The organism is Streptomyces endocoffeicus, from assembly GCF_016741935.1.
Lineage (GTDB): Bacteria > Actinomycetota > Actinomycetes > Streptomycetales > Streptomycetaceae > Streptomyces > Streptomyces endocoffeicus.
Map to the genome: position 1 here is coordinate 112,050 of NZ_JAERRG010000007.1, position 26,333 is coordinate 138,382.

Below are 26,333 nucleotides of genomic sequence, written 5' to 3' on the forward strand. Positions count from 1 at the left end.
GCCGGTGCGGGCCGGGGGCTGCTGCCGCCCCTGGGGGTGGGGGTGTTGCCGGGTGCCTTACGTGCCTACGGACTCCTCGCCGCCGGCCGCCGCGATCGGACGCGGCCGGGTCCGGGCCCCGGGGGACGAGTCCGGGCCCGGCCGTGCCCCGGGCGGGGCCGGCGGCGGGCGGTCAGCCGGCGAACCAGCGCACCGGGCTCGGCCGCAGGTTCTCGTAGACGTGCTTGGTCTCGCGGTATTCGTCAAGGCCCGCGGGACCGAGCTCACGCCCGACCCCGGACTTGCCGAAACCGCCCCATTCGGCCTGCGGAAGGTAGGGGTGGTAGTCGTTGATCCACACGGTGCCGTGCCGCAGCCGGGCGGCGACGCGCCGCGCCCGGGCGGTGTCGGTGGACCAGACGGCGCCGGCCAGTCCGTACTCCGTGTCATTGGCGAGTGTGACTGCCTCGTCCTCGGTTTGGAAGGACTCGACCGTCAGAATCGGCCCAAACGTCTCCTCCCGCACCACCCGCATCTCGCGGTGGCACTGGTCGAGCACGGTCGGGAGGTAGAAGTAGCCGGTGGCCGGGCGGACCTCGTTGGGCTCCGGCTGCTTGCCGCCGCAACGCAGCAGCGCGCCCTCCGCCAGGGCGGACGCCACATACGCCTCGGTCTTGTCCAGCTGCTGGGCCGAGACCAGCGGACCGCATTCGACACCGTCCTCGGTGCCGCGGCCCAGCTTGATCTTCTCCGCCCGGCGGGCGAGCTCGGCCACGAACCGCTCGCGCACCGACTCCTCGATGATCAGCCGGGCACCGGCCGAGCAGACCTGGCCGCTGTGGATGAAGGCGGCGTTCAGGGCCTGGTCGACGGCGGTGTCAAAGCCCTCGGCGGTGGCGCAGGCGTCGGCGAAGACCACATTGGGGTTCTTGCCGCCGAGCTCCAGCGCGACCTTCTTGACGGTCGGCGCGGCGGCCTGCGCGACCTTGGTGCCGCTGATCAGACCACCGGTGAAGGAGACCAGGTCCACATCCGGGTGCTCGGACAGCCGGGCGCCCACGGGGTCGCCCGCGCCGGTGACCACATTGGCCACCCCGGTCGGCAGCCCGGCCTCGGCCAGCAGCTTCACCAGATGGACGGTGGACAGCGGGGTCACTTCGCTGGGCTTGATCACAAAGGTGTTCCCGGCGGCCAGCGCCGGGGCGACCTTCCAACTGGCCTGGAGCAGCGGATAGTTCCAGGGGGTGATCATCGCGCAGACGCCGACCGGCTCATGGGCCACGACGCTGTGCACATCGGGGGTGCCCGCGTCGACCACGCGCCCGGCCGACTCGCCCGTGACCAGATCGGCGAAGTAGCGGAAGGCGTTGGTCACGTCGTCGACGTCGACCCGGCCCTCCTCCAGGGTCTTGCCGGTGTCACGGCTCTCGATGAGCGCGATCGTCTCGCGGTCACGCTGAAGCAGGTCAGCGACGCGGCGCAGCAGCGCCGCCCGCTCGGCCACCGGCGTCCCGGGCCAGGGTCCCTGGTCGAAGGCGCGACGCGCGGCCGCGATCGCCGCGTCGGTGTCCTCGACACCGCCCTCCGCGACGACGGCGAGGGTCTTGGCGTCCGCGGGGTCGAGGACCTCCCGCTGCGCCCCGGATGCGGCTGCCTGCCACACCCCGTCCACATGAATGGTCTCGACTGCCGCCACGTGATTTCTGCCTTCCGGTTCCGCGTGCTGTGCCACTGGTCCAAGCCAGCAACATGGACCCCTAACCGGAAGGCGGGAACCTATGCGCGATTCGCAAGAGAAAGTGGGCCGACTCACGTGATCTGAAGGCGGAACCGGCCCCTCAGCTCATGATCGGCCTGTGTGTCAAGAGGCCGTGCGGTCAAGAAGTGGTTCGGGTCACAAGGGGGTGCGGTCGAGAGGCGGAGGTGTGATCACGGGGCGGCGCGGCCAGGAGCGGCGCGGCTACGACAGGGCGCGGTCACGACACGGTGCGGTCACGGCGCGGCGCGGTGCGGTCACGACGCGGTGCGGTCAGGACGCGGTGCAGTAGTCGGCCGGGCAGAAGGTGTCCACCGCCGCCTGGTGGATCTCCCGCTCCTCCACCCGGTCCCCGGCCCCGGAGGGGCCGATCACCAGCACCGCGTACATGGTGCCGTCGGGAGCGGCGAAGCGGCGGTCGAGTATCCGGCGGTGGCCGTCGCTCTTGGACTCGTACGTGTACTCCAACTGGACCGGGTCCATGGCGGCCGAGCCCAGCCGGGTGAGGGCGATCTGCTCGTAGTCGCGGTGGGTGGAGGCGATCCGCTCGGCCTCCTGGGCGGACTCGTACGGCGTCGACTCGGGGCCGTGCAGCTCAAAGATCTGGATCACAGTGCTGTCGTCGGGCGAGGTGTAGTAGACGCTGGGGCCCTGCGTCGTCCGCCGCCATCCGTCCGGGACCGCGAGGTGGTATCCGGCGGGGTCGGCCTGGGTGCTGTAGCCCGCGGGCGGGGCGCCACCCGTCAGGGAGGGCGAGGACGGGGTGCCGAACGGCGTCGCGGACGGGGACCCGGAGGGTGCCCCGGTCGGAAGGTCCGTGGGGAGATCGGTCGGGAGATCGGTCGGCCCACTGGTCTCGGGTCCGGGCGAGGGATAGAGATCGCTCGGCTGAGAGGCGTCCCCGCTCGGCGTGGCCGTGGGGCTCTCGCGGTCCCAGGGCAGCGGCCCCGCCTGATTCCGGGAGGTGCCATCGCCCCCGAAGGCCACCCATCCGGAGAACGCGACCCCCGCGACCAGGAAGATCGTCACCGCCAGCGCCCGTAGCACCCGCCTGGAATCCTGCCCCGGCGCTCCCCCGTTGTGCATGCTCATCTATGCCCCCCGATGATGGATCTCTGCTCCCATATGCGGACAAGCCGTATCGGCTCACATCGGTGTACCCGGTTCGAGGGCCGCCCCACCCCCTGTCACCGCACCGATACGGATCCGTCGCCCGGCCGCCGGTCAGGTGGCCGGGCAGTAGGCCGTGGGGCAGAAGGACGCCAGGACGATGCCCTGCCGCTCCCGCTGCTTCGGCCAGTCGTCGGCCGGCCCCGCGACCAGCACCGCGTACTGCACCCGGTCCGGGCCGGTGAAGGCCCGGTCGAGTATCCGGCGCGGGCCGTACTTGGCGCTGCGGTAGCCGTACTCCAGCTCCGCGTCCGCGTCATCGCCGGGCCCGAGCCGCTTGAGCTCATACCGCTTGTAGTCGGGGTTCTTCTTGAGCCCCGTCTCCGCCCGGCGCAGCGCCTCGTACGGCGTGATGTCGGGCTCGGTCAGTGCGAAGACCTGGATCAGACTGCCCCCGTCGGACGATTCGTAGAACACTCCGGTGTCGCGCTTGGCCCGCTGCCAGCCCGTGGGCACATCCAGCCGGAACCCCTCCGGGTCGGTGGTGCGCACATAGTCCGCCGGCGGTCCCTGGGTGCTGTCCTCGGACACCGACGGCGGCGCCGAGGTCGGCTCCGTGTACGGCCCCGACGACGATGCCGAAGGCTGCTCGGCCGACGGCGACCAGGACGAGGCCGAGGGCGAACCGCCGTCCGCCCGGGGCTTGTCATCCCCGCCGTCCGACACCAGCTTCCAGGCGCCGAAACCGATCCCGCCGACCAGCACCACGGCGAGCACCGCCAGCAGCACCGTGCCCAGATGCGGATTGGGTGGTCTTCGGCCCGGGGCCGGCGGCTCCGCGCCCGCTCCCACCCAGCGCTGGGCCTCCTCGTCCCATCGACGGCCCCCCTCGCCGCCCGGGGTACTCATCTCACCCGCCCAACAGCGCGCCGACCGCCTGTCCGACGGCGACGCCCGAGGCGAGCATGCCGACACTGGCGCTCGCGTCCTGCAACATCACCCGGATCCGGGCCAGTCGGCCGGCCCCCGCCCGGCCGGTGCGCTGGATCTCGTCCTCGGTCCGGTCCAGCTCGTCGGAGAGCGCGCCGACCTCCGGGCTCGGGACGACCCGCCGCAGATCCTCGGCAAGCTGCCGAACGGCTTCCAGCAGCTCCTGATAGGCGGGGTCACAGGGGGCCTCCGCCTGACGTCCGTTCACGATGTGGTTGTGGTCGCCGAAGCCGATGGCGCTGCCCTGCACCTTGCCGAACCGGATGTTCCCGAACTTGCTCCCGCCGCCCGCCGCCGGGGTCCCGCCGCCCGCCGCCGGGGTCGCGCCGCCACCGCCCGCGCCCGCCGCGTGGTCCGCGCCGCCGCCCATGTCACTACCGTCCTCCGCGTCAGCCATCGCCATGGCCGCCTCCCCCTCCATTGCTTCCGGTGGTGTTGCTGATGGTGTTGTGGTCACCGAAGCCGAAGGCGCTGTGCTCCGCGGACTCGATGAAGACCCCGCCGCCGCTCACATTGATGACCTTCTGCTCGAACTCACCGGTCTCCCAGCCGGCTTCGTCGAGCGCCCTTCGCACGCCGTTGGCCACCCGGTCCTCGACGCTCTTCAGATAGCGGCTGACATCCATCTCCTGGAAGAGCGATGCGTCGGCGTCGCTGCCCAACTCCCGCACCGAGACCCAGGGCCCGTCGGGGATGGCCGCCTCATAACCCCCCGCGTACATCCGCCAGAGGAAGGCGGCGGAGCGGAAGGCGTGGATAACCGCCCGGCCCGCCGCCGTGGGCGTCCGCCCCAGCGCCCAGATCACCTTGCCCGGCAGTCCGCCGCGGCGGTGGGAGTCGGAGAGCCGGTCGACCGCCCGGAAGTCCGGGCGGATCGGGCGCAACACATGCGGGGCGAACTCCAGCATCAGCATGCCGCCCTGCGTATGCACCCGCACGAAGACCGTGATGACGACCTCTTCCCGCCATGCGCCGACGCGGATGCGCAGAAAGTGCCGGCGGATCTCGCCGCCCTCCTCGACGGCCTCCGCCCGCTCCCGCGCGAAGTCCGCCTCGCCGTACGGCACGAAGGAGCGGCTCCGTAATCCGGTGACCTTGAGGAAGACGCATTCGTCGAGCTCCAGGCCGCGCAACCGGTCGCGACTCTCGGCGGCGGCGCGAGCGGCGCCCTGCGCGGGAGTGGTGCCCTGGACGGGAACGGTGCCCTGCGCGGGGGTGGTGCCCTGGACGGAGGCGATGCCCTGGGCGGAAGGGGTACGCAACTTCTCGACCAGCGGCCGGATCCGCTCCAGGATCACGCGGTTGTCCAGCGGCACCGGATCGCCGCCCTCGCGCGGCCGCAGCTCCACGGCGAGGGTCCAGGTGTCATGCGCGGTGCCCGCGCCGAGGAAGGGATGCCGATCGTGGTAGAGGATCACCGGTGAGTACTGCTCACGGCGGATCAGGGCCCGCACCCGCTGGAAGCGCCCGCCCTCGAACCGCTCCGCGGGGTCCGCGGCGGGGTCGGCGAAGGTCTCCGGCTCCAGATCGGTGGCCAGCACCCGGGCCACATGCTCACGGTGGAGGGCGACCGCGGCGGCCATCGCGGCCGGGATCACCAGCGCGAACCAGGCGGCGGTGGTGTCCGACCCGGTGACCAGGACCGGTGCGAAGGCCTGAAGCCCGCTCGGATCGGACTGCCCGTCCGTGAGCGCCTGCGTCAGGGCGGAGAACACATAGGACAGCAGGGTCAGACAGCCGAGCACCCGCAGCACCGCGGCCGCCCGCCGCCGGGTGACGGTGACCCCGTCGGCCCCGGGATAGTCGGCGCGGAAGGCACCCATGGCGCCGCCCCTCGCCCAGGCCGCCAGCAGAAGCAGCGCGCAGGAGAGCAGGAAGAGATAGAAGAAGCCCTGGGCCAGCAGGAAGTCCAGCACCCATAAGGACACCAGCAGCGCGGTCCAGCACGCCTCCAGACGGCGCGCGCGCAGCGCATGCGCCAGCACCCGGACCGCGTCGATGCCCAGCGAGGGCGCCACGGCGCGCTCCTCGTGGACATACAGCTCGTCCACGACCGCGTCCCGGAAGTCGTCGTCCAGATAGGCGCCCGCGCATAACAGCCGGGTGGCCTCGCTGGTGGCGTACGGAGAAGCGTCAGCGGCAGTACGAGGAGAAGGGACGGCCGGTGACGGCTCCGCCCGCGACCGCGGCGGACGAGCGGAGTGATCCCCTGCCGAAGGATCGGCACCGCCTGAAAAATGATCACCGCGCGTATTGGCCATAATTCCCCCCGAGGCCGTAGCAACTGCCTCCACGGTAGGGGAAGATGTCCCTCGATTACAGTAAATGGCCGAAGGGTCACACTCCGGAGTGAATACCGGAATGTGACCCTTCGGAAACGGCCGCGCCGGGGCGGGCCGGGGCGCGTCAGATCAGGCCGAGGTTCCGCACGGCCTCGCGCTCGTCCTCGAGCTCCTTCACCGACGCGTCGATGCGGGCCCGCGAGAACTCGTTGATGTCCAGGCCCTGGACGATCTCGAACTTCCCGTTCTTCGCGGTGACCGGGAACGAGGAGATCAGACCCTCCGCCACCCCGTACGAACCGTCGGAGACCACACCGGCGGAGGTCCAGTCGTCGGCGTCGGTGCCGTTGACCCAGGTGTGGACGTGGTCGATGGCGGCGTTGGCGGCGGAGGCGGCCGAGGAGGCGCCGCGCGCCTCGATGATCGCGGCACCGCGCTTGGCGACGGTCGGGATGAAGGTGTCGGCCAGCCACTGCTCGTCGCTGACGACCTCGGCGGCGTTCTTGCCCGCGACCTCGGCGTGGAAGACGTCCGGGTACTGGGTGGCGGAGTGGTTGCCCCAGATCGTCAGCTTCTTGATCTCGCTGACCGGGGCGCCGGTCTTCTTCGCCAGCTGCGACAGCGCGCGGTTGTGGTCCAGCCGGGTCATCGCGGTGAAGCGCTCGGCCGGTACGTCCGGCGCGGCGGCCTGGGCGATGAGGGCGTTGGTGTTGGCCGGGTTGCCCACGACCAGGATCTTGATGTCGTCCGCGGCGTGGTCGTTGATGGCCTTGCCCTGCGGCTTGAAGATGCCGCCGTTGGCCTCCAGCAGATCGCCGCGCTCCATGCCCTTGGTGCGCGGGCGGGCGCCGACCAGCAGCGCGACGTTCGCACCGTCGAAGCCCACGTTCGGGTCATCGGAGATGTCGATGCCCTGGAGCAGCGGGAAGGCGCAGTCGTCGAGCTCCATCGCGGTGCCCTCGGCGGCCTTCAGCCCCTGCGGGATCTCCAGGAGACGCAGTTTGACCGGCACGTCCGCGCCGAGGAGCTGACCGGAGGCGATGCGGAAGAGCAGCGCGTAGCCGATCTGGCCGGCCGCGCCGGTGACGGTGACGGTGACGGGAGTGCGGGTCATGGCGGTCTCCTGCGCTGTGTTGTCAGTCCAAGATCTCTTGGTGTCGAGATACTTGCGTCAGGCTATCCGACGGCACCTGACCCACGTTCTCTCGGGCCATTGTGTAACCGCTCACCGTGCGTTCCGGACCACCGCGCAGGTGGGACCACCGCGCACTTGGGCGGCCGCCTGCCAGGAGGGGGAGTGCAGGCGGCCGCCCAGTGCCGCACCCGTGGGGGGCTCGGGCAGCGCCTGCCCCGATTCCCCCGGCTCATTCCCCCCGGTTTTACGAATTCCTCCGGACGGACTCCGGGCGGCCTCCCGAACCGGCTCCGGGCAGGCTCCCGAACCGGCTCCGGGCAGGCTCCGGACGAGCTCCCGAACCGGCTCCGGACGGGCTCTCTCCGAGCCGCCTCCCGGAAAGGCCTCGCTCCCGGACAGGCCTCGCTCCCCCGCGCTCACCCCCGGCCGGGGGCCGTGCAGGCGCGCGTACCGCCGCCGAGGGAGGCGCAGGCGGTGGCCCGCGCGGCCGAGTCCACCGAGATCATCTTGGTGTAGGCATCGCCGTCGGCACCGACCCTGCCGCGCTGCGAGCGGGCCGCGCCGCCGTTCATGCCCGGCGCCTTGACCTGGATGACGTCGCCCGGGGCGGCCCGGGCGATCCGGGCCCAGGCGGCTTTGCAGGTCTTGCTGTAGCGGACCTCGACATACGCCGTGCCGACGGTGACGTCCGCCGTCGTCGTCGCGGCGGTGCCGCACCCCATGGCCTGCGGATCCTGCCCGGTGCAGTCCTGCCCGGCGCACTTCACGCCCTCCGGCAACTGCTGACGCGCGCTGGTGGCCGGTGCGGTGGGCGGCCGCTCCCCGCGCTTCTCGCCGTCGCCGCCCGCGTCGACCAGAAGGACGGCACCGGCGACGAGCAGGAGCGCGCCGACGAGGCCCCCGGCGAACAGCGCGACACGCCTCCGCCCCCTCGGGGACGGCGACGACGGCGGTGGGGACGACGGAGAGGGCGACGACCGAGAGGACGGCGACGGAGAGGACGACGCGGGCGACGGCGGCCCGGCGGATTCCGGTGGCTGTCCGGCCGAGGCCGCGCGAGCCGGGAACACCGGAGCCGTCGCGACCAGCGGCTGCTCCGGATCGGGCGGTTCGACCCTCGGCCGGTCCTTCCCCGGTGAGCGGCCGTTCTTACGGGCGTCCGCCCCCTGCGCCGCCGGGTCGAACTGCTCGACGGCGGCCCGCGCCCGCGCGACGCCGATGGCCTCCATCGTGACGTCGTGCCGCATCTCGGAGCGGCTCCAGGCCCGCTCCGCCAGCTCCCACAGCGTGCTGAGGTGGTGGACATCGGCGCCGGTGGTCTCGGCCAGGGCCTCCACCGCGCCCCGCGGGGGCAGCAGCCGTCCGTTGAGGTAGCGCTCCCAGGAACTCTTGCTGTAGCCGGTGCGATCGGCGACGGCGACGGCGCTCAACCCGCTGCGCTCGACGAGTGTGCGCAGCCGGCCGGTGAACTCCCGGACCTGCGGATCGAGTTCCTCCGGTAAGTCCCTCCAACGAGGCATTGCCTTCCCCTGTCCCCCCGCCCGTACCTGTCAATCTCCCGTGCCGCGGCCGCTGTTGGCGTCCCCGAGCCCCGAACTGACTACCCAAAGGGATGCCTTGCCCCAGGATGTCAGCTCTTCGGGTGGGGGCGCATCGGAGCATTTCGTGCACCGGTACGCACTCCCCCACACCCGGCTCGTCGTTGCACGGCCGAGACCTCGTGCTGGAACGGTCACTTCCGCGCCACAGGGTCCCCACGCTCATTGATCCGGCACAGCTCACACACAACCCTGATTACCAGGCGGTCCGTCCTTCTTCGGGGGAGAGGGCGGACCGCCGTTGCAACGCCATCGGCTAGCGCACCGTGAAATGCACCACGTCGTCAAGGAACGGGATCGACACCCACGGATCCGGCTGGGCCATCAGGGACAGCAGCACGATCGCCGCGCCCAGCAGCCCGTAGGTCAGCATGTCGGTGAAGCGCGACCGTACCGCGAGCATCCCCACCTCGGGCAGCGCCCACCGGAAGAAGGCGCCCGCCAGCAGGGACAGCCCGATCAGCACCGTGCCCGCGCGGAACGCGTCCAGGGCGACGATCAGCAGCCCCAGGCCCACCCCGCCCATCACCGTGAGCAGCGGCCACTGCCGGGCGGGCGCCGGAGCGGCACCGGGCGCGGCCCGGCCGCCGCCCTCCGGACGCGCGGTGTCCCGGGTGATCAACGGAAAGCGGCGCGATCTGCGGATGAACCGGCCGGGTCCGGCGGGCGGCTGCCCCACGGGCGACGCGGACGGCTCCTGCCGCTGCTCCCCGGCCGCCGGCTCGCTCGCCTCAGCCGTCATGGCCGGCACCGGTGTCGGCGGCCGCCTTCGCGTCCCGCTCCGCGGCCTCCACCACGTTGACCAGCAGCTGGGCGCGGGTCATGGGGCCGACCCCGCCCGGGTTCGGCGAGAGCCAGCCCGCGACCTCGGTCACACCGGGGTGCACATCGCCGGCGATCTTGCCGTGCTCGTCCCGGCTGACGCCCACGTCGAGCACCGCCGCGCCCGGCTTGACGTCCTCCGGCTTGACCAGGTGCCGCACCCCGGCGGCCGCCACGATGATGTCGGCCTGGCGCAGGATGCCGGGCAGGTCGCGGGTGCCGGTGTGGCAGAGGGTGACCGTCGCGTTCTCCGAACGGCGGGTCAGCAGCAGCCCGATCGACCGGCCGACGGTGATGCCGCGGCCGACGACCACCACATGCGCGCCGTTGATCTCCACACCGTGGTGGCGCAGCAGCTGGATGACGCCCTGGGGCGTGCACGGCAGCGGGCCGCTCTCGTTGAGCACGAGGCGGCCGAGGTTCATAGGGTGCAGCCCGTCGGCGTCCTTGGACGGGTCGATCAGCTCCAGCACCCGGTTGGTGTCGATGCCCTTGGGGAGCGGCAGCTGGACGATGTAGCCGGTGCAGGACGGGTCCTCGTTGAGCTCCCGGACGGCCGCCTCGATCTCCTCCTGGGTGGCGGTCTCGGGCAGGTCGCGCCGGATGGAGGCGATGCCGATCTCGGCGCAGTCGCGGTGCTTGCCCGCCACGTACCACTTGCTGCCGGGGTCCTCGCCCACCAGCACGGTCCCGAGGCCGGGATGGATGCCCTTGGCCTTCAGCGCCTCCACTCGGCTGACGAGATCGGACTTGATCGCGGCTGCGGTTGCCTTGCCATCGAGAATCTGGGCGGTCATGGCTTCATCCTCCCGGATGCGGGGACGTCGGATCCAATCAGGGGCCGTTCGGGGCCGGACCGGCGAAGGCCGCACCCCGTGATCCGGTCGGGGTGCGGCCTCCTGTGCTCGCTCGGCGATCGCCCGGTGCTCGCTCGCCGGCACTCGGTACTCGCTCAGTGGAAGAAGTGACGCGTGCCCGTGAAGTACATGGTCACACCCGCCTTCTGGGCGGCCTCCACCACCGCCTCGTCACGGACCGAGCCGCCCGGCTGCACCACGGCCTTCACGCCCGCCTCGGCCAGCACCTCGAAGCCGTCCGGGAACGGGAAGAAGGCGTCGGAGGCGGCGTACGAACCGGCGGCCCGCTCGGCACCGGCCCGCTCGACGGCCAGCTTCGCCGAGTCCACGCGGTTGACCTGGCCCATGCCGACGCCGACCGTGGCGCCGCCCTTGGCGAGCAGGATCGCGTTGGACTTCACCGCGCGGCAGGAGCGCCAGGCGAAGGCCAGCTCGGCGAGGCCGTCGGCGTCCAGTGCCGCACCCGTGGCGAGGGTCCAGTTGGCCGGGTCGTCGCCCTCGGCCTGGAGGCGGTCCTTGATCTGCAGCAGCAGGCCGCCTTCGATGGGACGCTGCTCGGTAGCGTCCGCCGGCGGCTCCGCGCAGCGCAGCACGCGGATGTTCTTCTTACGGGCGAGCACCTCGACCGCGCCGTCCTCGTACGCCGGGGCGACGATCACCTCGGTGAAGATCTCGGCGACCTGCTCGGCCATGGTGACGGACACCGGACGGTTGACGGCGATCACCCCGCCGAAGGCCGACAGCGGGTCGCAGGCGTGCGCCTTACGGTGCGCATCGGCGACATCCGCCCCGACCGCGATCCCGCACGGGTTGGCGTGCTTGATGATCGCGACACAGGGCTCGGTGTGGTCGTACGCGGCCCGGCGGGCGGCCTCGGTGTCCGTGTAGTTGTTGAACGACATCTCCTTGCCGTGCAGCTGCTCGGCCTCCGCGAGCCCTTTACCGCTGCCATCGGTGTAGAGGGCGGCGGGCTGATGCGGGTTCTCGCCGTAGCGCAGCACGTTCTTACGGGTGATGGTGGCGCCCAGGAAGTCCGGGAAGGAGGAGTCGTCCGCCGCCGCGCTGTGTCCATCAGCGGCTCCGCCGCGGGCGGCCGCGAACCAGTTGGCCACCGCCACGTCGTAGGCGGCGGTGTGCTGGAACGCCTCGGCCGCCAGCCGCTTGCGCCGCTCCAGGTCGAACCCGCCCTCCGCGGCGGCCTCGAGGACGTCGCCGTACCGCTCGGGGTTGACGACCACGGCCACGGACGGGTGATTCTTGGCGGCGGCCCGGACCATGGAGGGACCACCGATGTCGATCTGCTCGACGCACTCGTCCGGCGCGGCGCCCGAGGCGACCGTCTCGCGGAACGGATAGAGGTTGACCACGACCAGCTCGAAGGGCTCCACGCCGAGCTCCCGCAGCTGCTCGCGGTGGGAGTCGAGCCGCTGGTCGGCCAGGATGCCCGCGTGGACGCGCGGGTGCAGCGTCTTGACGCGGCCGTCGAGACACTCGGGGAAGCCGGTCAGCTCCTCGACCTTGGTGACCGGGACCCCGGCGGCGGCGATCTTGGCGGCCGTCGAGCCGGTCGAGACGAGCTGGACACCCGCCGCGTGCAGCCCTCGGGCCAGCTCCTCGAGGCCCGTCTTGTCGTAGACGCTGACCAGCGCGCGGCGGATGGGCCGCTTGGTACCTTCGGCGGTCACGGGATCCTTACCTTTCGTCCCTCTATGCGGTAGCCGTGACGGGCCAGACGCCCCACGACCTCGACGAGCAGCGAACGCTCGACTTCCTTGATCCGCTCATGGAGAGCGGACTCGTCGTCCTCGTCCCGGACCTCGACCACGCCCTGGGCGATGATCGGGCCGGTGTCGACGCCGTCGTCGACGAAGTGGACGGTGCATCCGGTCACCTTCACACCGTGCGCGAGCGCGTCGCGCACGCCATGGGCGCCGGGAAAGCTGGGGAGCAGCGCGGGATGGGTGTTGACGCAGCGGCCGCCGAACCGGGCGAGGAACTCCCGGCCCAGGATCTTCATGAACCCGGCCGAGACGACCAGGTCCGGCTCGTGGGCGGCGGTGGCCTCCGCCAGGGCCGCGTCCCACTCGGCGCGGCCGGCGTGGTCCTTGACCCGGCACACGAACGTGGGGATCCCGGCGTCCTCGGCGCGCGCCAGGCCCTCGATGCCGTCGCGGTCGGCGCCCACGGCCACCACCTCGGCGCCGTAGCGGGCCACGCCCTCGGCGGCGATGACGTCGAGCAGCGCCTGGAGATTCGTACCGGAGCCGGAGACGAGGACGACGAGACGGACCGGGCGCCCGGGGCGCGCAGGACTGGCGGGGGAAGGCGGGGAGGCCACGGCGGGGCTCTTTCTCGCGGGCAGTGCTGCCGTTTGTGTGGTCGTACAAGGTCGCGGACTCATCAATTCCGGGGAACTCTACGAAGCCGCCGACCGTCAGCAACGATACCGGCACACGAAGCGGCCCCCAGGGGACGGGGGCGGACACGGGAGGTAGCGTCTGGACTGCGAATGCAACTGACGCCACTGACGCCGTGGGAACGACCGCCGCGCCCGCGCCCCGAGGCGTACGGCACCGGCCGTACCCGCGCCGTGCGGCACCAGGCCGTACCCGCCGCGGCGTGCAGGACGACGACACAAGGGGAAGACACACTCCACATGCCGGACCGACGCCGCCGCGCGGCTCATCGCCTCACTCCGCCCCCCGCCCAGGCCCGGGGGCGGCGATGAGGCGCGCCCGCATGTCGCGCACGACGCCGCTGCTCCGGGAGCAGCAGTCGTCGTCCTCCTCATCCTCCTCGTCCCCGTCCGCCCCCGGCGGGTCGAACGGGGACCAGCACAACGGGGACCAGCACGAGGACAATCCGTTCGCCCCGCCGCCCGAGGGCAGGCCGGACCAGCCCTGGCGGCCCCGCCACCGGCCGGACGGCTCCGGCGGCGAGAGCGACGAGGGCCGCCCGGGGGCCCGGGGCGGCCAGGACGGGCCGGACGGCGACCAGAGCGGTCAGCAGCCGCAGCAGCCCCCGGCCTGGGGCAGCCAGTGGAGCAGCCGCCAGCCCGGCCGCCAGAGCGGCGGCTTCGGCGCCGGCCCTGGTTCCAACCGCCCCTCCGGCCCCGGCGGGCCCGGCGGCCCGCGCTGGGACCCCAACGACCCGGCCCAGCGGCGCGCCCGGTACGCGCTGCTGTCGGGCATGTGGGCGTTCTTCTTCGCGCTCTTCAGCCTGCCGCAGATCGCGCTGCTGCTCGGGGTGCTGGCCCTGTACTGGGGCATCAGCTCGCTGCGGGCCAAGCCGCGCCGTACGGCGCCGTCCCCGGCCGCGGCCGCGCCCCTGAACGCCCCGCCCCCGCCTCCGGGCGCCACCCCGGCGGCGCTGCCCGCGCCCGGCAGCGGCCCGGTGAAGGCGCAGTCGACGGCGGCGATCAGCGGTCTGGTGACGGGCGGGCTCGCGCTCGCGATCGTCGCGGCGACGTTCAGCTTCCAGGTCGTCTACAGCGACTACTACACCTGCGTGGACGACGCCCTTACGCAGACCTCGCGCCACGACTGCGAAACCCTGCTCCCCGAGCAGCTCCGCCCCCTGCTGAGCACGCAGGACTGATGGCGCCGAGCCCGCAGGACTGACGGCATGGAGCCCGCACTGCGGACGGCTCGCGCCCGCCTGCCGTCCGTCTTACGGCTCGCGCCCGCCTGCCGTCCGCCTTACGGCTCGCGCCCGCCTGCCGTCCGCCTTACGGTTCACGGCGGGCGTCGTCCGGCGGGGACGGCGGCTCCGCACGTAGGGGGTTCGGGGCGGGCTGGGACTCGACGGGCGGCTGCGGCTCGGGAGCGCGCTTCCGGCTCAGCGCCCAGCGGCGCGGCCGGGCCGCCCCGGTGGCGCCCGGGGTGCCCGCGGGGGTCGCGAGTCCGGCCATCGTGCCCACGCCGGTTTCGCGTCCGGTCTCCCGTCCCGTCTCCGCACCGGCGCCGGAGGCCGCCTTACGGTTCCGCTTGCGGTCGGCGCCCGACGCCCCGGGGCGCAGCCACTGCCACCACGGCTCGGCCATCGCCTCGCGCACCTCGGCGGACTCCATGGGCGAGACCGTGGGCAGCACCGCCGCCCGCGCTTCCGCCTCGGCCGCGGCCCGCGCCGCGCGGGCGGCCTTGGCCTCCGTACGGGCCTCCCTGGCCGCCGTACGGGCCTGTCCGCGCGCCGTCCGGCGCTCCGCCCGCGCCGCCTTCCATTCCGGCCAGGAGGCCCTGGTGGGGACGCACAGCCGGTACCAGCGCAGCACCATCGCACCCGGCACCCCGATCACTCCCGTCCAGGCCACCGTGATCATGCCCGTGCGCCACCAGCTCGGGCCGAGGTCGGCGAGGATGCCGATGCCCAGCGGTCCGCCCGAGACCCCGGCCAGCAGCGCCATCGCGGCCGCGCAGCCGACCGCCGCCAGCGTGGCGAGCACGAGCGTCTCGGCCCAGCCCCAGGACGGTCTGGGCTCGCCCTTGCCGGGCCGCCGTACCGCCGCGATCCCGATGAACCAGGCCACCGACGCCCCGGCCGCGATCCCCGTGAACCAGACCAGCGGTCCGCCGGAGCCGTTCGTGGGCAGCGCGGCGACCAGGGGGAAGTGCGGCAGCTGGGGGTAGGAGGTGATGCCCAGCGGCGCGACCACACTGCCGCCACCGACCGTGAACCCCGCCCCGACCCCGTACGCGGCGCCCCAGACGATCGCGTTCGGCAGCAGCGCCAGGCTCACCAGGAGCACGGCGAACCGCCCCGACCACACATCGCTGAGGTTGAGGAACGTCACCTGCACGGCGCCCGCGTGGCTCAGCATCGACGTCGCCGTAAGGAGCGCACCGCTGCCGAGCAGGACGACGAGACCGCTGGTCCCGGCCCGTAGCGCGGCGGTCAGCCGGCGGCGCCGGCACCAGCTGCGCGCGGCCAGGGACACGGCCGTCCTTACGGTCCATTCGGCACCGGGGAGCCGCCGCAGTCTCTCGCTCACCCGTCCCGGCAGGCGGAGCGGGAACCGTCCGTCGGCCGTCCACACGCCGACGGCCGCGATGGCCCCGGCGACGACCGGCAGATGCAGCAGCGCGCTGAGCGGATCGACACGCAGCGGCCCGGCCGAGGCGTACACCACGGCGGCGGTGCCCACCACGAGATAGCCGCCGGTCACCCAGGCGAAGGCGGTGCGCGGATCGACGACGGACTCCTCGGGCACCCACTGCCCGTCGCCCTCGTCGGGCTCCGCCTGGTAGACGGCGTGCTGGGCCGCCCGGTACAGCAGCCAGCACGGCACCACGCTGAGCAGCAGCGGGGTCAGCCCGACGGGCGCGATGTGGCCGGAGAGCGTCTCGGTGCGCACGAGGTCGGCGCCATGGCCGAGCAGCCACAGGTCGGCGGCGACATGCAGGGCTCCGTCGGGGCTGCTCTCGGGGGACGAGGAAGTGATCCACAGCAGCAGTACGACCACGGCGAGCGTGCCGAGGCCGAGCCCCGCGGCGACCACACCGCCGAGGAACGCCTCCCTGATGGCGGAGGAACGCCGGGGCGCTGAGCGGTCGCGTGCGGACACCGACGGGCTGCGATCGGTCGTTTGCGTCACGTGACCATGCTGCCAATAACAGCCGTTTCATCCCTACATCAAGGGTTTGGTCGCCGTGTCGCGGCTAGTCCGCTTATGCGTCTTTTATGGCTCAGTGGTACGGATGGGTGGCTTGCCGCGTTCCGCCCGGGTATCCGTCGCCCGGGAACGCCGCGGGCCCGCACCACCGAGGGGTGGTACGGGCCCGCGGCATCGAGCCGTGGCGGCGTCAGCCGGCCAGCGCGGCGCGCGCCAGGCGCGCGGTCTCGGACGGGGTCTTGCCGACCTTCACGCCCGCGGCCTCGAGGGCCTCCTTCTTCGCCTGGGCGGTGCCGGAGGAACCGGAGACGATGGCGCCCGCGTGGCCCATCGTCTTGCCCTCGGGGGCGGTGAAGCCCGCCACATAGCCGACGACCGGCTTGGTGACGTTGGCCTTGATGAAGTCCGCGGCCCGCTCCTCGGCGTCGCCGCCGATCTCGCCGATCATCACGATCAGGTCGGTGTCGGGGTCGGCCTCGAAGGCGGCGAGGGCGTCGATGTGGGTGGTGCCGATGATCGGGTCACCGCCGATGCCCACGCAGGACGAGAAGCCGATGTCCCGCAGCTCGTACATCATCTGGTAGGTCAGCGTGCCGGACTTCGACACCAGACCGATCCGGCCGGGCTTGGTGATGTCGGCCGGGATGATGCCCGCGTTCGACTGACCCGGCGTGATCAGACCCGGGCAGTTCGGGCCGATGATGCGCGTCTTGTTGCCCTTCTTGCCCGCGTAGGCCCAGAAGTTGGCGGAGTCGTGGACCGCGATGCCCTCGGTGATCACGACGGCGAGCGGAATCTCGGCGTCGATCGCCTCGATGACCGCGCTCTTGGTGAACTTCTCCGGGACGAAGATGACCGTGACATCGGCGCCGGTGGCGTCGACGGCCTCCTTGACGGAGCCGAAGACCGGGATCTCGGCACCGTCGAAGTCCACGGTGGTGCCGGCCTTGCGCGGGTTCACGCCGCCGACGATGTTGGTGCCCGAGGCAAGCATCCGACGGGTGTGCTTCTGCCCCTCGGACCCGGTCATCCCCTGGACGATGACCTTGCTTTCCTTGGTGAGGAAGATAGCCATGGTTTCTGGTGACCTCGTCCCTTACTTCGCAGCCAGCTCGGCGGCACGCTCGGCCGCGCCGTCCATGGTGTCCACCTGCTGAACGAGCGGGTGGTTGGCGTCGGTGAGGATCTTGCGACCCAGCTCCGCGTTGTTGCCGTCGAGGCGCACGACCAGCGGCTTGCTGACGTCCTCGCCCTTGGACTTCAGCAGCTCCAGGGCCTGGACGATGCCGTTGGCGACCGCGTCACAGGCGGTGATGCCACCGAAGACATTGACGAAGACCGACTTGACGTCCGGGTCGCCGAGGATGATCTCGAGACCGTTGGCCATCACCTCGGCGGAGGCGCCACCACCGATGTCGAGGAAGTTGGCGGGCTTGACGTTGCCGTGGGTCTCGCCCGCGTAGGCGACGACGTCGAGGGTGGACATGACCAGACCCGCGCCGTTGCCGATGATGCCGACCTCGCCGTCGAGCTTGACGTAGTTGAGGCCCTTCGCCTTGGCCGCCGCCTCGAGCGGGTTGGCCGCGGCCTTGTCCTCGAGCGCCTCGTGCTCCGGCTGCCGGAAGGCGGCGTTCTCGTCCAGGGAGACCTTGCCGTCCAGCGCGATGACCTTGCCGTCTTCGGTCTTGACCAGCGGGTTGACCTCGACGAGCAGGGCGTCTTCGTTGATGAAGACGGTCCACAGCTTCTGCAGGACCGCGACGACCTGGTCCGCGATCTCCGCCGGGAACTTCGCGGCGGCGACGATCTCGGCGGCCTTCTCCTGGGTCACGCCCTCGATGGCGTCCACCGGGATCTTGGCGAGCGCCTCGGGGTTCTGCTCCGCGACGACCTCGATCTCCACGCCGCCCTCGACGGAGGCCATGGCGAGGAAGGTCCGGTTGGTGCGGTCCAGCAGGAAGGAGACGTAGTACTCCTCCTTGATGTCCGCGGTCTGGGCGAGCATCACCTTGTGGACCGTGTGGCCCTTGATGTCCATGCCCAGGATCTGGCCGGCCTTCTCGACGGCGTCACCCGGGTCGGAGGCCAGCTTGACGCCGCCCGCCTTACCGCGGCCGCCGACCTTGACCTGCGCCTTGACGACCGCGCGGCCGCCCAGGCGCTCGGCCACCTCGCGCGCCGCCTCAGGCGTGTCGATGACTTCACCGGCCAGCACCGGTACACCGTGCTTGGCGAAGAGGTCCCTCGCCTGGTATTCGAACAGGTCCACGCGCGTCCGTCCCTTTTCCATGGATATCGCGGTCGTTATCTGCGCGGGCGTGCCGCGGGGGCAGCGTGAGGACGCGATCTATAACGAGGGCGGCACACGTTCGCCGGGTACGCGGCATGTCCGTCTCGCAGGTTATCTCCGTGGGCCGTGCGGCCCTAAATCGCAGATCACACTGGAGCGGTGATTACGGTCACAGATCGCGACCGTTTCCATCTATCTCCGTACGACAACCGGGCAGTCCCCTCCCCAACGAGGACTGCCCGGTCGATGACGCTTGCCTTACGGTTTTACGGTTTCGCGGCCCGCATGGCCTTCACGGCCTGACTGCCTGACGCCCGCCGGAGCGATCAGACGGTCGGGAGCGTGCCCGGAACGGTCGGCAGCTGGACCGGCACGGAGGGCAGGTCCGCCGGGAGCTGCGGGAGGTCGGCGGGCAGCTGCGGCAGGTCGGCCGGAACGGTCGGCAGGTCCGCCGGGAGCTGCGGGAGGTCGGCAGGCAGCACCGGGAGGGCCGGGATGTTGGCGACGTCGGTCAGGTCGGTGGGCACGGCCGGGAGCAGGCTCAGCACACCGTCCTTGGCGTTCCCCACGGTGGTCTGGGCGTTCGCGACCACGCCGGTGGCCAGCCCGTGGGCGAACGGCACGGTGGTGCCCGCCACGTCCTGCGCGAACGGAACGGCGGTGGACGGCACGCTCACCACGACCGGCACCAGGCGCTCGACGGTGTCCTGCGCGGCCGGAACCACGTTGGACGCGGTGCCCAGCGCGAAGCCCTCGGCGCTGCCGGTCACGACGTCCACGTACGGGGTGGTGCGGGCCACGGCGTCGTCGGCCAGCGCACCGGTGTCACCCACGGTCCGCTCGGCGACCGGGACGACCTTGACCACGAGGCGGTACACGGCGGGGGGCAGCACGTCCGAGGCCACACCGTCGACGACCGGCTTGGTGGTGCCGACGACACCCTGGACCTTGCCGGTCAGCTCCTCCGGGCGGATGCCGGCGCCGGAGAGGGAGGCGAGCAGGTCATTGGCCGAACCCGGGGCGGTGGGCAGCTTCGGGGTGGCGGGGAGCTCGGTGGGCAGCCGGCCCGCGACGCCGTCGACGTTCGGCAGCGCGCCGGTGGGCAGCGTGGAGGTGTCGGGCAGGGTCGGCAGGCCGCCGAGGCCGGGCAGGCCGGGCACGACGCCGGGGACCTCGCCGGTGGGCAGGTCGAGGTCGGTGGTCTTCTTGACGGTCTTCTCGACGCCCTTGACGGCCTTGTGGGCCTTCTTGACGACCTTGTCCGGCTTGCCGGCGACGTCGCCGGTCAGGCCGTCGGTGGTGTGCTCGACGGTCTTGGTGACATCCGAGACCCGCGGCAGGTTCTCGGCGCCGGGCACGCGGTCCCGCACCGGGGCGGTGACGCCGTCGACGGTGGAGGCGGCGCCGTCCACGGTCCTCTTCGCGGTGTCGGTCACCTTGGAGGTGTCGGCCAGGCCGCCGGTCACACCGTCGACCGTCTTGGTCACCTGGTCGGTCGACACGGTCTTGTTCACCGTCTTGGTCACGCCGTCCACGGTGCTGGTCACACCGTCGGTGGAGGGAACGGCCGGGTTCTCGGCGGCAGAGGCCGCGGCCGAGCCGAGCGCCCAGATACCGGTGGCGGCAGCGGCTACGAGGATGGAGCGGCGAAGGTTGTTGCGCATGGTGGAGGAAGTCCTTCGAAAGTCAAGAGGGGTTTCGGACGGGCAGACCTGACCCGCCCCCGCGCGGCAGGTCTCAACAGACGGGGGTTGAGGTCTGCCCTAGCCGGGGAATTCGAGGACTTCGTTGAACCGCTCGCGCGTCGGCGCCGAGCTCTCCGCGCGGACCGTACCGGGCTTCAGCCCGAAGGACGACACGCCGGACGGCGGAAGAGCGGCCTGGGTGTTACCACCGCGGGAAGCGCCGCTGTCGCCGGTGCACTGGGAGGTGGCCCCGAGCGGGGACCGCGGAAGGGGCAGCGGCGCCGGGGCGCCACCGTCCGGACCGGTGCCGGAGACGGCCGCCCGGACGACGGGCCCGTGCCCGTCGTGGGAGACGGCCGCGTCGTGCTGCGCGATGACGGGCTGGGCGTGCGCCCCGGGCCCCATCGGCTCCGGCGCCGCGGGCGCCGCCTTGTGCACGGTCACCGGCTCGGCCTTGGCCGCGTGGTGCCCGGCGGCCGGGCCGTGGTGCGCCGCGGAGTCCTGGGGGCCCACGCCGATCGCGTCACCGATGCCGACCTCGGGAAGGCGCACCGGCAGCTCACCGCTGGTGGCGCCGTCGACCAGGTCGCCTATCGGCTTGGTGATCTTCTGTGCCTGCTGCTCGACCGGCTCCTGGATGGGCCGCACGGTCTCCCGTACGACGTCCTCCGCGGTGTCAGTGGTACGCGCCACCACGGGCGGTGCGTGCCGCTCCACCTGCTGCCGCGCCCGCTCGACACCCGAGGGGTCGAGCAGCCGGGACGCGTGGGAGCGGTCGAGCGACGCGCCGGTGGCCTCGCCCTGGCCGCTCCGCTCGGCGGCGTGAGCGCTGCCGCCGAAGAGGAACGCCAGCGCGAGGAAGCCACCGAGGAAGAGCGCCGCCAGCAGCGCCCGCCGCGCGGCCACCGTGCGCGGCAGGCGCACGGCGACAGGCATGGCGGACGCGACAGACACGAGCGGGGCCTTCCCTGAGTACGAGGCGTACAACGGGCACGTAAGCGTGGCGATATGGCTTGTGGGCCGCCGGAACAGGACGACATCGCCAACCGGATGGCTGGATTCATGTCCTGGGCGACGGGGTTGATCCTTGCACGACCCACAGGGGTCGGCGCAAGCCCCGGATCACTGATGCATCGCCATGTCCGGTATAGGCAGTTGGCGTCGTTCGATGGCCGCGGCCATCACGTCGGGGAAGAGATCGGGGGTGCAGGCGAAGGCGGGCGCGCCCAGCGCGGCGAGCGCCGCCGCGTGCTCGCGGTCGTAGCTCGGCGCCCCCTCGTCGGACAGCGCGAGCAGCGTCACGAACTGCACCCCGGACGCCTTCATCGCGGCGACCCGGCCCAGCATCTCCTCGCGTATGCCGCCCTCGTAGAGGTCGCTGATGAGGACGACGACGGTGTCGGCGGGCCGGGTGATCTGCGACTGGCAGTAGGCCAGCGCGCGGTTGATGTCGGTGCCGCCGCCGAGTTGGGTGCCGAAGAGGACGTCCACCGGATCGTCGAGCTCCTCGGTCAGGTCGACCACGGAGGTGTCGAAGACGACCAGCCGGGTGGCGAGGGAGCGCATCGAGGCGAGCACGGCGCCGAAGACCGAGGCGTAGACCACGGACGCGGCCATCGACCCCGACTGGTCGACGCACAGCACCACGTCCTTCTTCACCCCGCGCGCGGCCCGGCCGTATCCGATGAGCCGCTCGGGGACGACCGTCCGGTGATCGGGCAGGTAGTTCTTGAGGTTGGCCCGGATGGTGCGGTCCCAGTCGATGTCCCGGTGGCGCGGGCGGCTGATCCGGGCCGAGCGGTCGAGCGCTCCGGTAAGGGTGGCGCGAGTGCGGGTGGCCAGCCGCTTCTCCAGATCCTCGACGACCTTACGGACAACGGCCCGCGCGGTGTTCTTGGTCGTCTCCGGCATCGCCTTGTTGAGCGACAGCAGCGTGCCCACGAGATGGACGTCCGCCTCCACGGCCTCCAGCATCTCCGGCTCCAGCAGCAGGGCGGACAGCCCCAGCCGGTCGATGGCATCGCGCTGCATGACCTGGACGACGGAGGTGGGGAAGTACGTACGGATGTCGCCGAGCCAGCGGGCCACTTGGGGTGCGGAGCCGCCGAGCCCGCCGGAGCGCGCACCGCTCCCGGCGCCCTGGGAACCGCCGCTGCGCCCGGCCGCCGTGCCGCTGCCGCCTGCGCCGTCACCGCCTCCGGAGCCGTAGAGGGCCTCGAGCGTGCGGTCCATGGCGGCATCGGCCCCGCTGAGCGAACAGCCGGTGCCGTCGGCGCCCTGGCCGCCGAGCACCAGCCGCCAGCGCCGCAGCCGTTCCTGGTCGGTCTGGGGGTGGGCGTGGTTGAGAACAGGGTCCCCGTGGGGGTCGGCATCGACGTGGGGAGCGGCATCGCCGTGAGGGGCGCCGTGCGTCATCGGGCTGCCTCCATGGAGTCGTTGGCGTGCGGGACGGGATCGAGACCCAGCAGCAGCCGCACCGTCGGTACGACGGCCGCCGCGCGGTCCGGGTCCAGCCCGGGTCCGAAGCCGGGTGCGGCGGGGGCGCCTTGGCCGCCAACGCCGGTGGGCCCGTCGGCCGCGGGGCCCCGGCGGACCAGCTCGCCCAGGGTGCGGCGCACGCCGGTGTCGTACGCGGAGAAGGTGCGCCGCAGCAGCGGCAGGACGTCGGTGAACGCCTCGGCGGGAACGGAGATCAGCCAGCGGTCGACCAGGCCGAGCAGCCGCTCGTCGTGGACCAGCAACATGCCGCCGCCCGCGCCACCACCGATGAACCCCTCGATCCAGGAGGCCGCTTCGGGCGGCTGGGTGCCGGGCGAGAGCGCGAGCCCCATCAGCCGGGCCGCCTCGTCCTCGGCCAGCCGGCCGTCGTCCAGCAGCAGCCGCGCGGCGCGGCCCCGGATCAGGCCGGGGGTGGCGGGGGTGCCGTCCCGCCCGGCGAGGTTGCGCAACATGGCCGCCCAGCGGGCCCGCAGACCGTCGGCGGCGCGAGGCTCGGCTGACCGCGTCTCCGTTGTCGACATGCCCGTTGTCGACATGTCGGTCTGCGTGTGTGGCTGCGTGTGTGGCTGCGTCCCGGTTTCTGTCCCGGTCCCCGTCTCCGTCCCGGCCATCTCTGTTTCCGACAGCAGGGCGATCGCCCGGTGCACGGCCTCCATATGGCGGCGCATCTCGGCGGCGCCGTCGGCGTCGAGGCCGACACAGGCGGGCGGCAGCCCGACCAGGATCCGCTCGGCCAGCCCGACCGCGACCTCGCCGAGCGCGGCGGTGTCGGTGCCCCGTACGTCCCCGTAGCGCACCGAACGCACCAGGGCGGGCAGGGCCTGGGCGAGATGGCCGACGTCCGCGTCGAGCGCGGCCCGGTCGGCGAGCGAGCGCATCACGATGGGGAGGGCCCCGGAGAGCCCGGCGAGCAGACAGCGCTCGGCCAGCTCGGTCACCTCGGCGAGCCCCTTGGCGCTCCGGGCCTCGGTCTCCGCCTTGGCGGTGGCCGCCGACAGCACCGTGGTGCCCCACACCCCCGCCTCGGCGACCCGCACGGCCAGCTCCGGCTCCCACCGCAGCCGCCAGGTCTCCCTGAAGGTGCCGGTGCTGCCGCGCGAGACGGCCGGGGCGCCCCAGTCGACCCCGAGGAGCCGCAGCCGGTGCAGCAGACGGCTGCGTCCCGCGTCGGTCTCCTTGCGCAGGTCCAGCTCCAGCTCGCGCTCCAGCGCCTCGGGCTTGAGCCGCAGCGAGCGCTGGGTGCGCGTCAGATCGCGCTGGAGCGGCACCGCCGGAGCCGACTCGGGCACTTCGCCCAGGATGTCGCCGACCACGAGCCGATCCCGTACGAGCGCGATCGGCACATCGGAGCCGTCGCACATCACCGCTCTCACGGCGTCGAGGGTCTCGGCGAGCCCGGCGAGCGGGCGTCCGCGCATGGCGGCCAGGGTTTCGGCGAGCCTTACGGCCTCGATGACATGGGCCGAGGACACCGCGAAGTCCTCGTCCCGCAGCAGCCCGGCGACCTTGGTGAGCCAGCGCTCGACGGGCCGGTCCGGGGCGTGGAAGAGATGGTCGTACCAGCCGGGCGAGGTGATGCCCGCCCCGTATCCGCTGTGCCGGGCCAGCCGCCGGTGCGTCCACGGCACCCAGCTGATCTCGGTCTTGACCTTGGGCAGCCCCTTGAGGAGCTTCCGGTCGGCGGTCGCGGTGGTCCGCTCTCCCAGCGCCGGTACGTGCCAGGCCCCGCAGACGACCGCGACCTCGTCCCCGAACTCCCGCCGCGCCTCGCGCAGCCGCAGCCGCATATGGGCCTCGCGCACGGCGTCGTCCTCGTGCCCGCCGTGCCCGTACTCGGCGCGCAGCGCCTCCATGGCCTCCGCCACGGCCGTGAACGCCTCCGCGCCGCCGGTGCCGCGGTGCTCGATGACGTCCTCCCACCAGCGCTCCGGGTCGTCGTATCCGGCAGCCTCGGAGAGGACGGCCAGTGGATCGACACGCATCCGCTCGGCGGAGGCGGCGGCCGGGGCGGTCTGGTCGCCTGGAGCCACCTGGTCGCCTGGGGCGGCCTGGTTACCGGGGTCCACCGGATCGAGCGGGCCCGGCTCAGCCGCCGGGGCCGAGGGACCGGCCGGATCGGAAGGACCAGCCGGATCGGATGGACCAGCCGGGGCGGGCTCAACCGCCGGGGCGGGCGCGGGCGCCGGGGGCTTCTTCGCCGCCATGGCCAGCGAGTTGGCCGCCGGGAGATCGATGAATCGCACCGGAACCTCATGGGCCAGCGCCCACTGGATGGCCGCCCACTCCGGGGAGAACCCGGCCAGCGGCCAGAATCCGGCGCGCCCCGGATCGTCCGCGGCATGGGCGAGCAGCGCGACCGGCGGACGCATGTCCTTCTCGGCGGCGAGCCCCACGATCGCGTCCGCCTCCGGCGGCCCCTCGATCAGCACCACGCGCGGTGGGCACGCCTCCAGCGCGGCCCGTACCGCTCGCGCCGACCCGGGCCCGTGGTGCCGCACGCCCAGCAGCAGCGGGCCGGTGGCCCGCGCCCGTGGGGCGCCCGTCATGCGGTCACCTCTCGGCACGCGCGGTAGAAGTCCTTCCAGCCCTCGCGCTCACGGACCACCGTCTCCAGGTACTCCTGCCAGATGACGCGGTCGGCCGCAGGGTCGCGGACGACCGCGCCCAGGATGCCCGCGGCCACATCGCCCGACCTGAGCACGCCGTCGCCGAAGTGGGCGGCGAGGGCGAGGCCGCCGGTGACCACGGAGATGGCCTCGGCCGTGGACAGCGTGCCCGAGGGCGACTTCAGCTTCGTACGGCCGTCGCCGGTCACTCCGTCGCGCAGCTCGCGGAAGACCGTGACCACCCGGCGGATCTCCTCGACGCCCTCCGGGAGCTCCGGGAGCTCCAGCGAGCGGCCGATCTGGGCGACGCGGCGGGAGACGATGTCGACCTCGTCCTCCGGGGTCGCGGGCAGCGGCAGTATGACCGTGTTGAAGCGGCGGCGCAGGGCGCTGGAGAGTTCGTTGACCCCGCGGTCGCGGTCGTTGGCGGTGGCGATCAGATTGAAGCCGCGGACCGCCTGGACCTCCGCCCCCAGCTCCGGGATCGGCAGCGTCTTCTCGGACAGGATGGTGATCAGCGTGTCCTGCACATCGGCCGGGACGCGGGTCAGCTCCTCCACGCGCGCGGTCATGCCGTCCGCCATCGCGCGCATCACCGGGCTCGGCACGAGCGCGTCCCGGCTCGGGCCGTGGGCGAGGAGCCGGGCGTAGTTCCACCCGTACCGGATGGCCTCCTCGGGTGTCCCGGCGGTGCCCTGGACCAGGAGGGTCGAGTCACCGCTGACCGCCGCCGCCAGATGCTCCGAGACCCATGTCTTGGCGGTGCCGGGCACGCCCAGCAACAGCAGGGCGCGGTCGGTCGCGAGGGTGGTGACGGCGACCTCGACGATGCGGCGCGGGCCCACGTACTTGGGTGTGATCACGGTGCCGTCGGGCAGCGTGCCGCCGAGCAGATAGGTGGCGACCGCCCACGGCGACAGCCGCCATCGTGCGGGCCGCGGGCGGTCGTCGGCGGCGGCCAGCGCGCTCAGCTCGGCGGCGAAGGCGTCCTCCGCGTGTGGACGCAGCGCTTCCGCGGCTCCGGCGGCCCCTGCCGCCCCGCTCGTATCGGTGGATTCGGTTCCGGGCACAGTGACGGTCACAGCTCCCCCACGACTCGTTTCCTCGTTCCGTTTC

At 72.5% G+C, this 26,333-nt stretch carries 20 protein-coding genes; 1 reads left to right on the top strand and 19 read right to left on the bottom strand.

Annotated features, from left to right (window positions below; translation table 11 throughout):
- Positions 1-172: 172 nt before the first annotated feature.
- From JK364_RS19160 to purN, 11 genes are all read right to left on the bottom strand, one after another.
- Positions 173-1,675: an aldehyde dehydrogenase family protein gene (locus JK364_RS19160; protein WP_201852335.1), complete on the bottom strand. Its 1,503-nt coding sequence runs from the start codon at positions 1,673-1,675 to the stop codon at positions 173-175.
- Between the two features lie 333 nt (positions 1,676-2,008).
- A complete protein-coding gene (locus JK364_RS19165) occupies positions 2,009-2,827 on the bottom strand; it encodes a serine/threonine kinase C-terminal domain-containing protein (RefSeq protein WP_230992182.1) in 819 nt (272 codons plus the stop codon).
- A gap of 132 nt (positions 2,828-2,959) precedes the next feature.
- Positions 2,960-3,754, bottom strand: coding sequence for a serine/threonine kinase C-terminal domain-containing protein (locus JK364_RS19170; protein WP_230992183.1), 795 nt, complete (start codon positions 3,752-3,754; stop codon positions 2,960-2,962).
- A 1-nt stretch (position 3,755) separates the two neighbouring features.
- Positions 3,756-4,238, bottom strand: a complete 483-nt coding sequence (locus JK364_RS19175) for a hypothetical protein (protein ID WP_201852336.1) — start codon at positions 4,236-4,238, stop codon at positions 3,756-3,758.
- Complete coding sequence (locus JK364_RS19180; RefSeq protein ID WP_307841326.1) at positions 4,225-5,886, bottom strand: AbeC-like domain-containing protein; 1,662 nt, start codon at positions 5,884-5,886, stop codon at positions 4,225-4,227. The genes JK364_RS19175 and JK364_RS19180 overlap by 14 nt, the downstream gene beginning before the upstream one ends.
- A 355-nt stretch (positions 5,887-6,241) precedes the next feature.
- On the bottom strand, positions 6,242-7,231 hold the full coding sequence (locus tag JK364_RS19185) for a malate dehydrogenase (protein ID WP_201852338.1): 990 nt from the start codon (positions 7,229-7,231) through the stop codon (positions 6,242-6,244).
- A gap of 437 nt (positions 7,232-7,668) precedes the next feature.
- Positions 7,669-8,772: a helix-turn-helix domain-containing protein gene (locus JK364_RS19190; protein WP_201852339.1), complete on the bottom strand. Its 1,104-nt coding sequence runs from the start codon at positions 8,770-8,772 to the stop codon at positions 7,669-7,671.
- Positions 8,773-9,106: 334 nt separating this feature from the next.
- Complete coding sequence (locus tag JK364_RS19195) at positions 9,107-9,592, bottom strand: DUF3017 domain-containing protein (RefSeq protein WP_230992184.1); 486 nt, start codon at positions 9,590-9,592, stop codon at positions 9,107-9,109.
- Positions 9,582-10,469, bottom strand: a complete 888-nt coding sequence (locus JK364_RS19200) for a bifunctional methylenetetrahydrofolate dehydrogenase/methenyltetrahydrofolate cyclohydrolase (RefSeq protein WP_201852340.1) — start codon at positions 10,467-10,469, stop codon at positions 9,582-9,584. The genes JK364_RS19195 and JK364_RS19200 overlap by 11 nt, the downstream gene beginning before the upstream one ends.
- A 155-nt stretch (positions 10,470-10,624) precedes the next feature.
- A complete protein-coding gene (purH, locus tag JK364_RS19205; RefSeq protein WP_201852341.1) occupies positions 10,625-12,214 on the bottom strand; it encodes a bifunctional phosphoribosylaminoimidazolecarboxamide formyltransferase/IMP cyclohydrolase in 1,590 nt (529 codons plus the stop codon).
- Positions 12,211-12,867, bottom strand: coding sequence for a phosphoribosylglycinamide formyltransferase (gene purN, locus JK364_RS19210; RefSeq protein ID WP_201852342.1), 657 nt, complete (start codon positions 12,865-12,867; stop codon positions 12,211-12,213). Before purN ends, purH begins: the two co-directional genes overlap by 4 nt.
- Before the next feature lie 401 nt (positions 12,868-13,268).
- On the opposite strand from purN, the gene JK364_RS19215 reads away from it, so the two are divergent.
- Positions 13,269-14,126: a hypothetical protein gene (locus tag JK364_RS19215; protein WP_201852343.1), complete on the top strand. Its 858-nt coding sequence runs from the start codon at positions 13,269-13,271 to the stop codon at positions 14,124-14,126.
- A gap of 130 nt (positions 14,127-14,256) precedes the next feature.
- Here the strand turns inward: JK364_RS19215 and JK364_RS19220 are convergent, their stop codons facing one another.
- The 8 genes from JK364_RS19220 to JK364_RS19255 all read right to left on the bottom strand — a co-directional run bounded on the left by JK364_RS19220 (position 14,257) and on the right by JK364_RS19255 (position 26,287).
- Positions 14,257-16,119, bottom strand: a complete 1,863-nt coding sequence (locus JK364_RS19220; protein ID WP_201852344.1) for a cell division protein PerM — start codon at positions 16,117-16,119, stop codon at positions 14,257-14,259.
- Between the two features lie 208 nt (positions 16,120-16,327).
- Positions 16,328-17,212, bottom strand: a complete 885-nt coding sequence (sucD, locus tag JK364_RS19225; protein ID WP_201852345.1) for a succinate--CoA ligase subunit alpha — start codon at positions 17,210-17,212, stop codon at positions 16,328-16,330.
- Positions 17,213-17,233: 21 nt separating this feature from the next.
- Positions 17,234-18,406, bottom strand: a complete 1,173-nt coding sequence (sucC, locus tag JK364_RS19230; RefSeq protein WP_201852346.1) for an ADP-forming succinate--CoA ligase subunit beta — start codon at positions 18,404-18,406, stop codon at positions 17,234-17,236.
- Between the two features lie 347 nt (positions 18,407-18,753).
- On the bottom strand, positions 18,754-20,091 hold the full coding sequence (locus JK364_RS19235) for a hypothetical protein (protein WP_201852347.1): 1,338 nt from the start codon (positions 20,089-20,091) through the stop codon (positions 18,754-18,756).
- Between the two features lie 99 nt (positions 20,092-20,190).
- Positions 20,191-21,066: a hypothetical protein gene (locus tag JK364_RS19240; RefSeq protein ID WP_201852348.1), complete on the bottom strand. Its 876-nt coding sequence runs from the start codon at positions 21,064-21,066 to the stop codon at positions 20,191-20,193.
- A 168-nt stretch (positions 21,067-21,234) separates the two neighbouring features.
- On the bottom strand, positions 21,235-22,527 hold the full coding sequence (locus JK364_RS19245; protein WP_230992186.1) for a VWA domain-containing protein: 1,293 nt from the start codon (positions 22,525-22,527) through the stop codon (positions 21,235-21,237).
- Entirely contained in the window at positions 22,524-25,157 is a 2,634-nt protein-coding gene (locus tag JK364_RS19250; protein WP_201852349.1) for a DUF5682 family protein, read from the bottom strand. The genes JK364_RS19245 and JK364_RS19250 overlap by 4 nt, the downstream gene beginning before the upstream one ends.
- Positions 25,154-26,287, bottom strand: a complete 1,134-nt coding sequence (locus JK364_RS19255) for an ATP-binding protein (protein ID WP_307841335.1) — start codon at positions 26,285-26,287, stop codon at positions 25,154-25,156. The genes JK364_RS19250 and JK364_RS19255 overlap by 4 nt, the downstream gene beginning before the upstream one ends.
- Positions 26,288-26,333: the final 46 nt, after the last annotated feature.

What these genes read in the sequence shown, in the direction of transcription:
- JK364_RS19185 (WP_201852338.1), bottom strand. Translation starts at nt 7,231, where the DNA reads ATGACCCGCACTCCCGTCACCGTCACCGTCACCGGCGCGGCCGGCCAG.
- JK364_RS19195 (WP_230992184.1), bottom strand. Translation starts at nt 9,592, where the DNA reads ATGACGGCTGAGGCGAGCGAGCCGGCGGCCGGGGAGCAGCGGCAGGAG.
- JK364_RS19235 (WP_201852347.1), bottom strand. Translation starts at nt 20,091, where the DNA reads ATGCGCAACAACCTTCGCCGCTCCATCCTCGTAGCCGCTGCCGCCACC.
- sucD (WP_201852345.1), bottom strand. Translation starts at nt 17,212, where the DNA reads ATGGCTATCTTCCTCACCAAGGAAAGCAAGGTCATCGTCCAGGGGATG.
- JK364_RS19165 (WP_230992182.1), bottom strand. Translation starts at nt 2,827, where the DNA reads ATGAGCATGCACAACGGGGGAGCGCCGGGGCAGGATTCCAGGCGGGTG.
- JK364_RS19250 (WP_201852349.1), bottom strand. Translation starts at nt 25,157, where the DNA reads ATGACGGGCGCCCCACGGGCGCGGGCCACCGGCCCGCTGCTGCTGGGC.
- JK364_RS19245 (WP_230992186.1), bottom strand. Translation starts at nt 22,527, where the DNA reads ATGACGCACGGCGCCCCTCACGGCGATGCCGCTCCCCACGTCGATGCC.
- JK364_RS19175 (WP_201852336.1), bottom strand. Translation starts at nt 4,238, where the DNA reads ATGGCGATGGCTGACGCGGAGGACGGTAGTGACATGGGCGGCGGCGCG.
- JK364_RS19170 (WP_230992183.1), bottom strand. Translation starts at nt 3,754, where the DNA reads ATGAGTACCCCGGGCGGCGAGGGGGGCCGTCGATGGGACGAGGAGGCC.
- JK364_RS19200 (WP_201852340.1), bottom strand. Translation starts at nt 10,469, where the DNA reads ATGACCGCCCAGATTCTCGATGGCAAGGCAACCGCAGCCGCGATCAAG.
- JK364_RS19215 (WP_201852343.1), top strand. Translation starts at nt 13,269, where the DNA reads ATGTCGCGCACGACGCCGCTGCTCCGGGAGCAGCAGTCGTCGTCCTCC.
- JK364_RS19190 (WP_201852339.1), bottom strand. Translation starts at nt 8,772, where the DNA reads ATGCCTCGTTGGAGGGACTTACCGGAGGAACTCGATCCGCAGGTCCGG.